Annotated in this window: 12 protein-coding genes and 1 tRNA gene; 8 read left to right on the top strand and 5 right to left on the bottom strand. The window is 65.2% G+C overall.

Going from position 1 to position 12,613, the window contains the following annotated elements; all coding sequences use genetic code 11:
• Positions 1-152: 152 nt before the first annotated feature.
• Entirely contained in the window at positions 153-2,792 is a 2,640-nt protein-coding gene (gene clpB / locus IEX25_RS09500; protein WP_188714923.1) for an ATP-dependent chaperone ClpB, read from the bottom strand.
• A 155-nt stretch (positions 2,793-2,947) separates the two neighbouring features.
• On the opposite strand from clpB, the gene pyrF reads away from it, so the two are divergent.
• Together pyrF and IEX25_RS09510 are read left to right on the top strand one after the other, a co-directional pair.
• Positions 2,948-3,631, top strand: coding sequence for an orotidine-5'-phosphate decarboxylase (gene pyrF / locus IEX25_RS09505; RefSeq protein ID WP_188714924.1), 684 nt, complete (start codon positions 2,948-2,950; stop codon positions 3,629-3,631).
• Positions 3,632-3,678: 47 nt separating this feature from the next.
• Positions 3,679-4,413 carry a DUF998 domain-containing protein gene (locus IEX25_RS09510; protein ID WP_188714926.1) on the top strand — a complete coding sequence of 245 codons (735 nt, stop codon included), beginning with the start codon at positions 3,679-3,681 and terminating at the stop codon, positions 4,411-4,413.
• Between the two features lie 46 nt (positions 4,414-4,459).
• Here the strand turns inward: IEX25_RS09510 and IEX25_RS09515 are convergent, their stop codons facing one another.
• Genes IEX25_RS09515 through IEX25_RS09525 form a run of 3 tightly spaced genes read right to left on the bottom strand, consistent with a single transcriptional unit; the run spans position 4,460 to position 6,486 of the window.
• Entirely contained in the window at positions 4,460-4,720 is a 261-nt protein-coding gene (locus IEX25_RS09515; RefSeq protein WP_188714928.1) for an NfeD family protein, read from the bottom strand.
• Positions 4,717-5,607: an SPFH domain-containing protein gene (locus IEX25_RS09520; RefSeq protein WP_188714930.1), complete on the bottom strand. Its 891-nt coding sequence runs from the start codon at positions 5,605-5,607 to the stop codon at positions 4,717-4,719. Before IEX25_RS09520 ends, IEX25_RS09515 begins: the two co-directional genes overlap by 4 nt.
• Before the next feature lie 12 nt (positions 5,608-5,619).
• The gene (locus IEX25_RS09525) at positions 5,620-6,486 is read right to left on the bottom strand and encodes an N-formylglutamate amidohydrolase (protein WP_188714932.1); all 867 of its coding nucleotides are present in this window, start codon (positions 6,484-6,486) and stop codon (positions 5,620-5,622) included.
• Positions 6,487-6,640: 154 nt separating this feature from the next.
• Here IEX25_RS09525 and IEX25_RS09530 point away from each other — a divergent pair.
• The 6 genes from IEX25_RS09530 (at position 6,641) to pnp (ending at position 11,604) form a co-directional block, all read left to right on the top strand.
• Positions 6,641-6,715 (top strand) — tRNA-Val (locus tag IEX25_RS09530).
• A 77-nt stretch (positions 6,716-6,792) separates the two neighbouring features.
• Entirely contained in the window at positions 6,793-6,918 is a 126-nt protein-coding gene (gene ykgO, locus IEX25_RS09535) for a type B 50S ribosomal protein L36 (protein WP_028725484.1), read from the top strand.
• Positions 6,919-7,102: 184 nt separating this feature from the next.
• Positions 7,103-8,002, top strand: a complete 900-nt coding sequence (locus IEX25_RS09540) for a calcium-binding protein (protein WP_188714933.1) — start codon at positions 7,103-7,105, stop codon at positions 8,000-8,002.
• Between the two features lie 141 nt (positions 8,003-8,143).
• Positions 8,144-8,413: a 30S ribosomal protein S15 gene (gene rpsO / locus IEX25_RS09545; protein WP_103172335.1), complete on the top strand. Its 270-nt coding sequence runs from the start codon at positions 8,144-8,146 to the stop codon at positions 8,411-8,413.
• 165 nt (positions 8,414-8,578) lie between these two features.
• Positions 8,579-9,160: a hypothetical protein gene (locus IEX25_RS09550; RefSeq protein ID WP_188714935.1), complete on the top strand. Its 582-nt coding sequence runs from the start codon at positions 8,579-8,581 to the stop codon at positions 9,158-9,160.
• Positions 9,161-9,462: 302 nt separating this feature from the next.
• A complete protein-coding gene (gene pnp, locus IEX25_RS09555; RefSeq protein ID WP_188714937.1) occupies positions 9,463-11,604 on the top strand; it encodes a polyribonucleotide nucleotidyltransferase in 2,142 nt (713 codons plus the stop codon).
• Positions 11,605-11,690: 86 nt separating this feature from the next.
• Here pnp and IEX25_RS09560 read toward each other — a convergent pair whose 3' ends face one another.
• Positions 11,691-12,581 (bottom strand): glycosyltransferase family 2 protein, encoded by an 891-nt coding sequence (locus tag IEX25_RS09560; protein WP_188714938.1) that lies wholly within the window; start codon positions 12,579-12,581, stop codon positions 11,691-11,693.
• Between the last annotated feature and the right edge of the window lie 32 nt (positions 12,582-12,613).

Here is a 12,613-nt window from a genome sequence, read left to right on the forward strand (position 1 = left end):
ACATGCGGGCGGAAGATGCCCGCATCCCTCCGACCAGGACGGTCCCCGCCGTCACGGCCGCCAGAGACGCGCCCTCCTCCCTGCGAAGCCTCTGGCGGCTTCTCTCGCAAGGGAAAAGCGCGGGACTTTCCATCGTCCCGCGCTTTTCATGTTCAGTGAACGGTTGCCTCGGGCTTGGGGCCTTCGCCGACGGCCCCAAGCTTGTGGCCCGCGCGGCCGATGCGGTTTTCCACAATCAGCCCGTCCGGCCCGGCGCTGACATGGACCGTCTGACCGTCCATCACCTCGCCCGACAGCAGCAGTTCGGCCAGCGGATCCTGCAAGGCCCGCTGGATCACCCGCTTCAGGGGACGTGCCCCGAAGACCGGATCATAGCCCTGGTCGGCCAGCCACTTGCGCGCGGCATCGTCCAGGTCCAGCGTGATCTTGCGCCCGGCCAGGCGCTGTTCCAGCCGCCGCAACTGGATCTTGACGATGCCGTCCATGTTCTGCCGCGACAGGCGGCGGAAGATGATGATCTCGTCCAGGCGGTTCAGGAATTCGGGCCGGAAATGCGCCCGGACCGCTTCCATCACCTGTTGGCGCGCATCGGTCGAATCCGATCCTTCCGGCAGATGCGACAGTGCCTGCGAGCCCAGGTTCGAGGTCAGGATGATCAGCGTCTGCTTGAAGTCCACCGTCCGGCCCTGGCCGTCGGTCAACTGCCCGTCGTCCAGAACCTGCAACAGCACGTTGAAGACGTCCGGGTGGGCCTTCTCGACCTCGTCGAACAGGATCACCTGATAGGGACGCCGCCGCACGGCTTCGGTCAGCACGCCGCCTTCGTCATAGCCGACATAGCCCGGAGGGGCGCCGATCAGCCGCGCCACGGAATGTTTTTCCATGAACTCGGACATGTCGATGCGGACCATCGCGGAATCGTCGTCGAACATGTATTCGGCCAAGGCCTTGGTCAGTTCGGTCTTGCCGACGCCGGTCGGGCCCAGGAACAGGAACGACCCAAGCGGGCGGTTCTCGTCGTTCAGGCCCGCGCGGGCACGGCGGACGGCGTTCGACACGGCCACCACGGCCTCCTGCTGGCCGATGACGCGGGCGCCGATCTGCTCCTCCATCTTCAGCAGCTTCTCGCGCTCGCCTTCCAGCATCTTGCTGGTCGGGATGCCGGTCCAGCGTTCCACAACCTCGGCGATCTGCTCGGGGCGGACGGCTTCCTCGACCATCAGCCCGTCCGCGCCGCCGTTCTCGGCCTCGGCAAGCTGGCGTTCCAGGCCGGGGATGATGCCATAGGACAGCTCCCCCGCGCGGGCCAGGTTGCCCTCTCGCTTCGCCTGGTCCAGTTCGGCCCGCGCCCGATCAAGCTGTTCCTTGAGATGGCGCGATCCTTCCAGCTTGTCGCGTTCGGCCTGCCAGCGGGCGGTCATCTCGGCGCTGCGCTGCTGCAATTCGGACAGGTCGCGTTCCAGCCGTTCCAGCCGGTCCCTGGATGCCGCGTCGTCTTCCTTTTTCAGCGCCTCGGCCTCGATCTGCATCTGCAGGATCTGCCGGTCAAGCTGGTCCAGTTCCTCGGGCTTGCTGTCCACCTCCATGCGCAGCCGCGACGCTGCCTCGTCCACCAGGTCGATGGCCTTGTCGGGCAGGAAGCGGTCGGTGATATAGCGGTGGCTCAGCGTCGCCGCCGCGACCAGGGCCGCGTCGGAGATACGGACGCCGTGGTGAAGCTCATACTTTTCCTTGATGCCGCGCAGGATGGAAATCGTGTCCTCGACCGTCGGCTCCTCGATCAGGACCGGCTGGAAACGCCGGGCCAGGGCCGCGTCCTTTTCGATATACTTGCGGTATTCGTCCAAGGTCGTGGCGCCGACGCAATGCAGCTCGCCCCGCGCCAGCGCGGGCTTGATCAGGTTCGCGGCATCCATGGCCCCGTCGGTCTTGCCCGCGCCGACAAGGACGTGCAGTTCGTCGATGAACAGGATGATCTCGCCCGCGGCATTCTCGATCTCCTTCAGGATCGACTTCAGCCGTTCCTCGAACTCGCCCCGGTATTTGGCGCCGGCGATCAGCGCACCCATGTCCAGCGCCATCAGCCGCTTGTCGCGCAGGGATTCGGGCACGTCGCCATCCACGATGCGCAGGGCCAGGCCCTCGGCGATCGCCGTCTTGCCGACGCCCGGTTCGCCGATCAGCACCGGGTTGTTCTTGGTGCGGCGCGACAGGACCTGCATGGCGCGGCGGATTTCCTCGTCCCGGCCGATGATCGGGTCGATCTTGCCGTCGCGCGCCGCCTGCGTCAGGTCGCGAGCATATTTCTCCAGCGCCTCATAGCTGTCCTCGGCAGACGCGCTGTCCGCCGTGCGGCCCTTGCGGATGTCGTTGATGGCCGCGTTCAGCTTTTGCGCGGTGACGCCGCCCGCCGACAAAGCGTCGCGGGCATTGGTGTTGACCATCGTCAGCGCCATCAGGATGCGCTCGGCGGGAACGAAGCTGTCGCCCGCCTTTTTCGCGACCTGCTCGGCCTCGTCCAGCACGCGCACCAGCGAGGGGTCCACATAGACCTGGCCATTGCCGCCCTTGACCTTGGGCAGCTTGGCGACCGCCTGGTCCACGGCCTCCTTCACGCGGCGGGCATCGCCGCCCGCGCGCGTGATCAGGTTCGACGACAGCCCCTGGTCGTCATCCATCAGCGCCTTTAGCAGATGTTCCGGAACGACGCGCTGGTTTTCCTCGCGGATAGCGATGGTCTGGGCGGCCTGCATGAAGCCGCGCGACCGTTCGGTGAACTTTTCCATGTTCATCGACAATATCTCCTTCCTCTAGCCCCCGTGTCGCAGGCACCCTGTCGGCGCGCCCCGGTCCGGGTCTTCGGTTATGATTTGGGTTGCTTGCCAATACTTTCAAGCCGTTTCGCGTTGTGCCATAACGCCGCGATTTTGCGGGAAAGGGCGGATGGATGGATGACCGGCTGATCGTGGCGCTGGATGTGCCGAATGCCCTGGCGGGGCTGGACCTGGCGGAACGGCTGGGCGATGCCGTGGGCTTCTACAAGATCGGCCTGGGGATGCTGACGGGCGGCGGGCTGGCGCTTGCGAACGAGTTGAAGGCCGATCATGGCAAGCGCATCTTCCTGGACATGAAGCTGTTCGACATCGGCGCCACGGTGGAAGCCGCCGTGCGCGGTTTGGCGCGGTTCGACCTGGATTTCCTGACCGTCCACGGCGACCCGCATGTGATCCGCGCGGCCAAGGAAGGGGCAGGGGGATCGAACCTCAAGATCCTGGGCGTGACGGTTCTGACCTCGCTGGAACGCGCCGACCTGGACGCGGGCATGATCCAGCCCGGCGATCTGCACGAGATCACCGTGGAACGCGCCGCCCGCGCCTTCGAAGCCGGGGCCGACGGCATCATCTGTTCCCCGCGAGAGGCAGCGGCCATCCGCGCCCTGCCGGGATCGCGGCTGATCGTGACGCCGGGCGTGCGTCCCGCTGGCGCGTCGCTGGGCGATCAGAAGCGCGTGGAAACCCCCGCCAGCGCGATTGCCGCGGGGGTGGACCATATCGTGGTCGGCCGCCCCATCTGGCAGGCCGCCGATCCCCGCGCCGCAGCCCAGGCCATCCTGGCCGAGATGCGCGGCTGATTGACCGCTGGTCCCATCCGCGCCAGTCTGGCGAAAAGGGGGCCAGGATGGCGGACAAAAGCGGCATTTCCCAAAAGGCCCATAACGATCTGGTCCTGTCCTTCCTGGCGGTCCGGCGGGCGATCGGGGCGCTTGGGTTCTTCCTGCCGCTGGCGCTCTTGGCCTATGGCCTGCTGCGGGGCGACCTCCTGCCCAGCATTTCGTCGGCCTATTACAGCCCGATGCGAGAGGTCTTCGTCGGCACCCTGATCGCGCAGGCGGTGTTCCTGTGGAGCTATGAGGGGTTTCGCCCCGATGCGGGCGATTGGATCACGGACAAAGGCACGGCGCGCGTGGCAGCCGTGGCCATTGCCCTGGTGGCCCTGGTACCCACCAGCCCCGATGAAAAGGCGCCCGAGGGTGCCCCCGAACCGATCTGCACGCTGCTGCAATGCCTGCTGGATCGCGGCGGCGCGGATTGGTCGTCGCTGGTGCATCTGGTTGCGGCGGGGGTCTTCTTCGGTGCCTTGGCGATTTATTGCCTGGTGCTGTTCACCAAGGGCGCGGTGGATGGTGCGGAAAAGCAGGCCTCCAACCGGATCTACCGCATCTGCGGCTGGACCATCATCGTCAGCATTGGCCTGGTGGGGGTGTTGTTCGCGACCGGACTGGACGACAGCCTGTCCTATCTGCGGCCCGTCTTCTGGCTGGAGACCGCCGCCACCTTCGCCTTTGCGACAAGCTGGATGGTCAAGGGCGATGCAATGCGTCCCTTGGTGCGCGGGATCGCAGCCCTACGCTAGGGGCTTCTTCGTTGCCCAAATACCCATACGACATCCGCTTGCGCCGTCAGTCGTTGATGTCGCGGTCCCAGACGCGCCGTTCCCCCTGGCTGGTGGGCCACAGCCGCCGAAACACCAGCCAGGCAATGGCCGACAGGATCGCGGTGACCACCAGCGTCAGCGGCAATCCCGCCGTCCACATCCCGGTCAGCAGCAGAACGCCCATCAGCCCGACGGATGCGGCAAGCCCCAGGAAGGCCCAGCCCGGCACCATCAGTTCCACCCCCGCCAGCACGAAGGCCGCGATCAGCCACCACCATCCGTTCATGAGGGCGACCGTCCGCGCAACAGCCCGAAGGCGTCGGTAAAGGCGTCAAGCGCCGCCGCCGGGACCAGCACGACCTGCTTGCCCTGGCCCTTGCCGATATCGGCCAGGGCCTCGACCTGCTTCAGCGCGACCTGGTATTGCGCGGCCTCCAGCCCGTTCTTCTGGATCGCCTCGGCAATGGCGGCGGTGGCATAGGCCTCGGCATCGGCCAGGACGCGCTTGGCCTTGGCAAGCTGTTCGGCGGCATAAAGCTCGCCATCGGCGGCCAGTTCGACCGCGCGGCGCTTGCCCTCGGCCTCGGTTACCTGGGCGCGGCGGGCGCGTTCGGCGTTCAACTGTTGCAGCATGGCGGCGCGGGTGGCCTGGTCCAGGTTCACGTCCAGGATCTCGGCCCGCGTGACCTCGATCCCCCAGTCGTCCACGACATTGGCCAGCGATTCGCGGATCCGGGTGATCAGTTGCGCCCGGTTCGACTGCACCTGATCCAGTTCCATCGTGCCGATCTCCGACCGGACGATCCCCGTGACCGTGGTGGCGATGGCGGCGTCGATGTCGCGGATGCGGTAAACCGTCTTTTCCGGTTCAATGATGCGATAGAAGACGCTGGTTTCCACCTGCACCAGCACGTTGTCCGCCGTGATCGCATCCTGGCTATTCGTGGGCAACTGCCGTTCCAGGATGGAAATGCGATGCGCGACGCGGTCCAGGAAGGGCACCGTCAGGTTGATCCCCGGACCCAGGACGGCATGAAGCCGCCCGAATCGTTCGACCACGTATTTCTCGGATTGGGGGACGATCTTCACGGCAGACAGGGCCGCCATCAGGATCAGGACCGCCAGGACGATCAAGGCAAGGTTCTGGCCGATCAGGTCAGGCAGGTCGTTCATCGCGCGCTCCTGTCATTCGGCGGCGATTGCCGCGTCCGACCGGCCGTCGGCATCCAGGACCGACAGCGTCCGAATCACCCGGGCCATCCGGGCGGCGACATCGTCGAAGCCGCCATGCGGGGTGATGGTCTTTTCATCCATGTACAGCGCCCGGTCGATTTCCAGCTGCACGACATGGACATTATGGCAGGGCCGCCCATAGGCCGAACAGATATAGGCCCCGGCAAAGGGCGAATTGCGCCGGATCCGCCAGCCCTCGGCCTCGACCGCGGCGACGATGGCATCCGACACGCGGGCCGAGGCGGACAACCCGTGACGATTGCCCAGCACCATGTCGGGGCGCGCGCCCTGCAGGTGGTTCAGCGCGTCATGGGGCATGGAATGCATGTCGATCAGGATCGCCTGGCCGAACCGCGACCGCGCCTCGGCGATCAGGCCGGTTAGGGCCTGGTGATAGGGCCGCCAATAGGCGTCGATGCGCCGTTCGGCCTCGGCCCGGTCGATGGGGCGTTCAAGGATGGCGCGGCCCTGGGACACGACGCGGGGAATCACCCCAAGGCCTGCCAGCGTCCGTTGGTTCAGCGAGTGGCGGGGCACGCCACGGACCACCAGGGGGTCGATCTCGTCCGGGGCGCGGTTCAGATCGACGATGGCGCGCGGCACCTGGGCGCGAATCGTCACCGCGCCAAAGGACGGTGCGCAGGCGATCAGGCGGTCCACGAAGGCATCCTCGGACGACCGCAGCGTTTCGGGGGGCAGCTTCGTGCCTTCCAGGAACCAGTCGGGATAGGCCCGGCCCGAATGAGGCGATCCGAAAATCACGCCGCTGGCCCAGGTGCCGGGCCGGTCGATCAGGACAGGCAGGTCGGAATCGGTCAAGTCAGTCCCCGGCAGGCGGTTTCCTCATGTTCATATAAGCGATAATTTTCCTGCTGCGATAGGGCTTGAAACCCCCAAAGCGCCCCTATATAGACACGCGGACCGAAAGGCGGTGCCGGACATGTCGCAGATGTTTCCGGAATCACCCAAGGACGGGCGGTTAGCTCAGCGGTAGAGCACTACGTTGACATCGTAGTGGCCACTGGTTCGATCCCAGTACCGCCCACCATGTTTTCGCCGCCCCCGGCCGTTGTCGGGGGCATTTCGTTTTCCTGCGGCTGCGAGCCGCGTGATGGAGAAAAACCGATGAAGGTTCGCAATTCGCTCCGCTCGCTGAAAAGCCGGCATCGCGACTGCCAGATCGTGCGCCGCAAGGGCCGCATCTATGTGATCAACAAGACCAACCGCCGCTTCAAGGCCCGCCAGGGCTGATCCGGCGCGATCGCATCGAAAACGAAACGACCCGCCCCCTGGGCGGGTTTTTCATGTCCAGTGCATGATTTCCGACACGGATTAACCCTTCCTTTATAAATCTCTTGGTTAATGTCGCCTTGCGGTTGTATTACCAAGTTGTGTCGCTGTTCGGGGTTCCGCCATGTTCGTGCTTGCCAGTCTGATGGCGCTTGCTGCGGCCGGTGCCGCGCTTGATCTGGCCCCCAGCCGCGCCGATGATGACGACGACAGCGATGGCCTTCCCCCGACCCTGGGCACCGCCGATCCGGGCGAGGTGGGCGATGTCAGTTCCGGGGCCCCCGAACTGGGCGAAATCCCCGAGGAGCCGGTTCTTCCGCGGCCTGAGCCGGTGCCCGACGCAGAGGCCGAGAACGACCTGATCGAAGGCGAAGATTCTGCGGACGACCTGCAGGGCGGTCGGGGCAATGACACCATCCTCGGCGGGGCGGGCGACGACTGGATCCAGGGCGACGGCGAATACGATGCGGCCGGCGCGGACGAGATCTGGGGCGGGGCGGGTGCCGATTCGCTGGCCGGGCAGGGTGGTGACGACATCATCTGGGGCGAGGATGGCGACGACACGATCTATGGTGGCGAAGGCCAGGACACCTTGTTCGGCGGGGCCGGGAACGATTGGCTTTCCGGCCATGACGGGGACGATGTCCTTGTCGCGGGCGGGGGCGGCGACGATCTTGGCGGTGGGCGCGGCAACGACCTTCTGGTGGGTGACGATGATCCCCAGGCCGTCTGGATGCACGGCGGCGAGGGTGACGACACGCTGATGCCGGGCAGCGCCGATTTCGCCGAAGGACAGGCGGGGGCCGACGATTTCATCGTGAAGCAGGGCGCAGAGATCCTGCCCGTGATTGCCGATTTCGACGCGACAGAGGATCAGATGATCCTGCATCTGCCCAACAGCGTGGCGCAGGATGCGCAGGTCGGGCTTGTCCAGGATCAGGACGGCACGATGCTGGTGACGGTGAACGGCGATCCTTTGGTCAGGATGCTGCAGGGCGGCGGCCTGACGGTTGGGGATATCGTGATCGTCCGCACGCCGGGTTAAGGTCGCAACCCCCCTTTCCCCCGGCGCGTTTTTCCTGTATCGGCGCGCATCCGTCCCGGTCTGCCGGACGGACACTCCACGGGCCCGTGCTGGACGACATCCCGGCCTGCGCCATAACCCCTTTCCTGAAAGGAGACCCCGATGTCGATCACCGTCGAAGAAAAAGCCCGCGTCATTAAGGAATTCGGCACGGCCGCCGGCGACACCGGTTCGCCCGAGGTGCAGGTCGCGATCCTGTCGTCGCGCATCGCCACCCTGACCGAGCATTTCAAGACCCACAAGAAAGACAACCATTCGCGTCGTGGTCTGCTGATGATGGTCGCGCAGCGTCGCAAGCTGCTGGACTATCTGAAGAAGAAGGACGAAGCCCGCTATACCGACCTGATCGGCAAGCTGGGCCTGCGCCGCTGATCGCAGCCTGTCTGGACAAGCAAGCGCCCGCAGTCCCTGGCTGCGGGCGTTTTCACATCAACGCCTCGGATTGGTTAACGACTCGTTAAAATACGACGGGCTTTTCGATGGACCCCATTGATCTGCGGCCTAAAAAATAGGCTGTCAGTAATAAAGGAGTCGCGAATGGCACTTGGTATCTTGAAACCCGTCCTGAACCCGCTGTTGAGCCCGTCAGCCTCCAACGCCGCCCCTAACAGCGCCGCTGCAAGAAGGGCGGCCGAGGCCTTGGCGGCCGCGCAGCAGGCGGCGGCATCGCAACCCGGCCCCCAGCAGTCCGAAGGCGTCGTGTTCGATTTGTCCGACAAGGCGCTGCAACAGGTTGACGAAGCGGAAGCGGCCCGGTCCACGGCTTCGGCTGCGCAACCCCCTGCTGCCACGCAAACGCCCGTCACGGCGGTGCAAACCGCCGCCGCTGTCGGGTCGTCGGGTGCGGCCCGCAGTGCCTCCGGGGCATCCCGGGACGTCAAGCCTGCCGAGGAGAAAGTCGCCCCGGTGGTCAGCCGGGAACTTGCCCCCAGCGACCCGTCCGAAGAGGAACGCGCCCGCGCCTGGGCCATCCGGGGGATGGAGCGCGGGAAGCTGCTGGATCTGGTCGAAAAGCTCAAGGTCACGCCCCAGGCCGACCCGGCCGAGAAAGAGGTGGCCCAACACACCGCCGCGCAGCCTTTTGTTCAGGCCGCACCCGACCGCAAGGGCGCTGCCTGACGCCACGCCATTGCCCCGAAGCACCAGAAAGACGCCCGTTGCCCATGGCTGCGGGCGTTTCCTGTGAAGCGCAGGGTCATGCGGCATCCCTTGGGTCTGCCGGCTCGCGCCGCGTTTGCGGTCCCCGGCCTCGGCGCACCTGCCGTCCCACTTCCCAAACCCCTTGTTTTCCTGTAAGGCCCCGCCATCTGTGACGTGACGCCCAAGCCCTGGGGCACATGCGAAGGATAGGGGCGGCGGCAATGGGGTCGCCATATGACACGGGCGCGGCCAGAGGGCTGGCGCGGCCCAGAGGAAACCAGATGTTTGAAGAAGTGAAGAAATCCATCCAGTGGGGCCAGGAAACGCTCACGCTGGAAACGGGCAAGGTTGCCCGTCAGGCCGACGGCACGGTCATCGCCACCCTGGGCGAGACCAGCGTCATGGCCAACGTGACCTTCGCGAAAGAACCGAAGCCCGGGCAGGATTTCTTCCCGCTGACGGTGCATTATCAGGAAAAATACTATGCCGCCGGCAAGATTCCCGGCGGTTTCTTCAAGCGCGAGGCGCGCCCGACCGAGAAGGAGACGCTGACCGCGCGCCTGATCGACCGTCCCTGCCGCCCGCTGTTCGCCCCCGGTTTCAAGAACGAGACCCTGGTGATGTGCACCGTGCTGTCCCACGATCTGGTCAACGATCCCGACATCGTGGCGATGATTGCGGCCTCGGCTGCGCTGACCATTTCGGGCGTTCCCTTCATGGGCCCGATCGGCGCGGCCCGCGTCGGCTTCTCGAACGGCCAGTACGTGCTGAACCCCGAAGTGTCCGACATGGACAACCTGCGCGGCAACCCCGAGCAGCGCCTGGACTTGGTCGTCGCCGGCACCAAGGACGCCGTGATGATGGTCGAATCGGAAGCCTATGAGCTGACCGAGGAAGAGATGCTGGGCGCCGTCAAGTTCGGCCACGAGCAGATGCAGCCCGTGATCGACCTGATCATCGACCTGGCCGAAGCCGCCGCGAAAGAGCCGTTCGACTTCCAATCGCCGGACTACAGCGCGCTTTATGCCCGCGTGAAGTCGCTGGGCGAAGAAGGAATGCGCGCGGCCTATGCCATCATAGACAAGGCCGACCGCCGCGACGCCATCCAGGCCGTCCGCGAAAAGGTCGTGGCCAGCCTGTCCGAGGAAGAACTGGCCGATCCGAACCTGGGCTCGGCGCTGAAGAAGCTGGAATCGGGCATCCTGCGCGGTGACGTCATCAATGGCGGCGCCCGCATCGACGGTCGCGACACCCGCACCATCCGCGCCATCGACAGCGAAGTGGGCATCCTGCCGCGCACGCATGGTTCCGCCCTGTTCACCCGCGGCGAGACGCAGGCCCTGGTCGTGACCACGCTGGGCACCGGCGATGACGAACAGATCATCGACGCGCTGCACGGCAACTTCCGCTCGAACTTCCTGCTGCACTACAACTTCCCGCCCTATTCGGTGGGCGAGGTTGGTCGCGTGGGTTCGCCCGGCCGCCGCGAGATCGGCCATGGCAAGCTGGCTTGGCGTGCGCTGCAGGCCGTTCTGCCCGCCCCGACCGACTTCCCCTATACCATCCGCGTCGTGTCCGAGATCACCGAATCCAACGGCTCGTCCTCGATGGCGTCGGTTTGCGGCGGGTCGCTGGCGATGATGGACGCGGGCGTTCCGCTGAAGGCGCCGGTCGCGGGCGTGGCCATGGGCCTGATCCTGGAGGAAGACGGCAAGTATGCGGTCCTGACCGACATCCTGGGTGACGAAGACCACCTGGGCGACATGGACTTCAAGGTCGCCGGCACGTCCGAGGGCATCACCTCGCTCCAGATGGACATCAAGGTCCAGGGCATCACCCCCGAGATCATGGAGCAAGCCCTGGCGCAAGCCAAGGAAGGCCGCCTGCATATCCTGGGCGAGATGGCCAAGGCCCTGACCGAAGGCCGCCGCGAGTTCAGCGCCCATGCCCCGCGCATTGAGACCATGCAGATCCCGACCGACAAGATCCGCGAAGTGATCGGCTCGGGCGGCAAGGTCATCCGCGAGATCGTGGAAACCTCGGGCGCCAAGGTGGACATCAACGACGACGGCACCATCAAGATCGCCTCGGCCAATGCCGATTCGATCAAGAAGGCCTATGACATGATCTATTCGATCGTGGCCGAGCCGGAAGAAGGCAAGATCTATACTGGCAAGGTCGTCAAGCTGGTCGATTTCGGCGCCTTCGTGAACTTCTTCGGCAAGCGCGACGGCCTGGTCCACGTGTCCCAGATCGCCAACAAGCGCCTGACCCACCCCAACGAGGTGCTGAAGGAAGGCCAGGAGGTCAAGGTCAAGCTGCTCGGCTTCGACGATCGCGGCAAGGTCCGCCTGGGCATGAAGATGGTGGACCAGGAAACCGGCCAGGAAATCACCGAAGCCAAGGAAGAAACGGCCGAGTGATCGGCCTGCCCTTTCCGACCAACAAAAGGCCCCGCAGATGCGGGGCCTTTCGCGTTTCAGCGCGGAACGCCTTGACGATGCGGGCTTCAGGAGGTCCGGGACGCGCGCCGGCTTATCTCTCGCATCGTGTCGCTCATGAAACCCGCAGGTGGCGTCACCTTTCCGGCGGGTTTCCAGATGCCGTAGGTCTGGCGCATGTAGTCGATGGCGGCGATATCCGCCTTGACCCGGCAATGATCCTGATGAACCAGATCGTGCAGGGCGTCGATCTCTCCCGCGTCGGTGGCGCTCATCCGACGAACCTCGGCAATCAGCCAGATCGGAATGCCCTTGCGTTCCAGGTGACCGGACAACCAGGGGTCATCCACGGTCCAGAGGATTTCCGGGATCTCCCAGACCTCGTCATCGAACCAGTCGGGATGCACCATGACCCCCGCATGGCCAGACAGGATATCCACATATCCCGAATTGGCATACATGGTGGACTTGATGGTGAACAGCGACAGGACCCGCTTGATCCGATAGGATAGCGGCTTGCGCACCCATCGTCTGGCCCGCGGCTTGCGGTCGTGGGGGCGGGTGTCTTCGGCGATATCGGGCAGGTTCTCCCCGGCCTCTACAAGGCAGGCGCCGGGATGCCTTTGTCGATTGCGCTTGAACCGGCCATGCCAGCGCGGGTCATAGACCTTGTCGTCGTCGCAGAACAGCAGGTCTACGTCCTGGCCTGTAAATTCGCGTGCCGCGGGCAGGATCTTGGTCGCCGGTCCCAGATCCTGCGGACAGCGGCGGATGGTGATGCCTTCGGGCACAGGGGGCAGGGTGCCGTCCCAGTCGGGAAAGCGGCGATAGCGTTCAGGAATGTAAAGGTGGATTGCCTGCGCGGGCAGTTCCTGTTTCAGCAGGCTGTCCAGCGCGGGGCCAAGCAGGGGAAAACGCGGCGGGATGCTGGACAAGGTGATGATGGTCGGGCGGGTCAAGCGATGTCCTCGGGATTCTTGCAGCCCTGCTC

Source organism: Paracoccus acridae, assembly GCF_014642735.1.
Taxonomy (GTDB): Bacteria; Pseudomonadota; Alphaproteobacteria; order Rhodobacterales; family Rhodobacteraceae; genus Paracoccus; species Paracoccus acridae.

Excerpts from the sequence above, each read along its gene's own strand:
- IEX25_RS09550 (WP_188714935.1), top strand. The coding sequence starts at position 8,579 with ATGGCACTTGGTATCTTGAAACCCGTCCTGAACCCGCTGTTGAGCCCG.
- clpB (WP_188714923.1), bottom strand. The coding sequence starts at position 2,792 with ATGAACATGGAAAAGTTCACCGAACGGTCGCGCGGCTTCATGCAGGCC.
- pyrF (WP_188714924.1), top strand. The coding sequence starts at position 2,948 with ATGGATGACCGGCTGATCGTGGCGCTGGATGTGCCGAATGCCCTGGCG.
- IEX25_RS09515 (WP_188714928.1), bottom strand. The coding sequence starts at position 4,720 with ATGAACGGATGGTGGTGGCTGATCGCGGCCTTCGTGCTGGCGGGGGTG.
- IEX25_RS09510 (WP_188714926.1), top strand. The coding sequence starts at position 3,679 with ATGGCGGACAAAAGCGGCATTTCCCAAAAGGCCCATAACGATCTGGTC.
- IEX25_RS09540 (WP_188714933.1), top strand. The coding sequence starts at position 7,103 with ATGGCGCTTGCTGCGGCCGGTGCCGCGCTTGATCTGGCCCCCAGCCGC.
- rpsO (WP_103172335.1), top strand. The coding sequence starts at position 8,144 with ATGTCGATCACCGTCGAAGAAAAAGCCCGCGTCATTAAGGAATTCGGC.
- IEX25_RS09520 (WP_188714930.1), bottom strand. The coding sequence starts at position 5,607 with ATGAACGACCTGCCTGACCTGATCGGCCAGAACCTTGCCTTGATCGTC.
- ykgO (WP_028725484.1), top strand. The coding sequence starts at position 6,793 with ATGAAGGTTCGCAATTCGCTCCGCTCGCTGAAAAGCCGGCATCGCGAC.
- pnp (WP_188714937.1), top strand. The coding sequence starts at position 9,463 with ATGTTTGAAGAAGTGAAGAAATCCATCCAGTGGGGCCAGGAAACGCTC.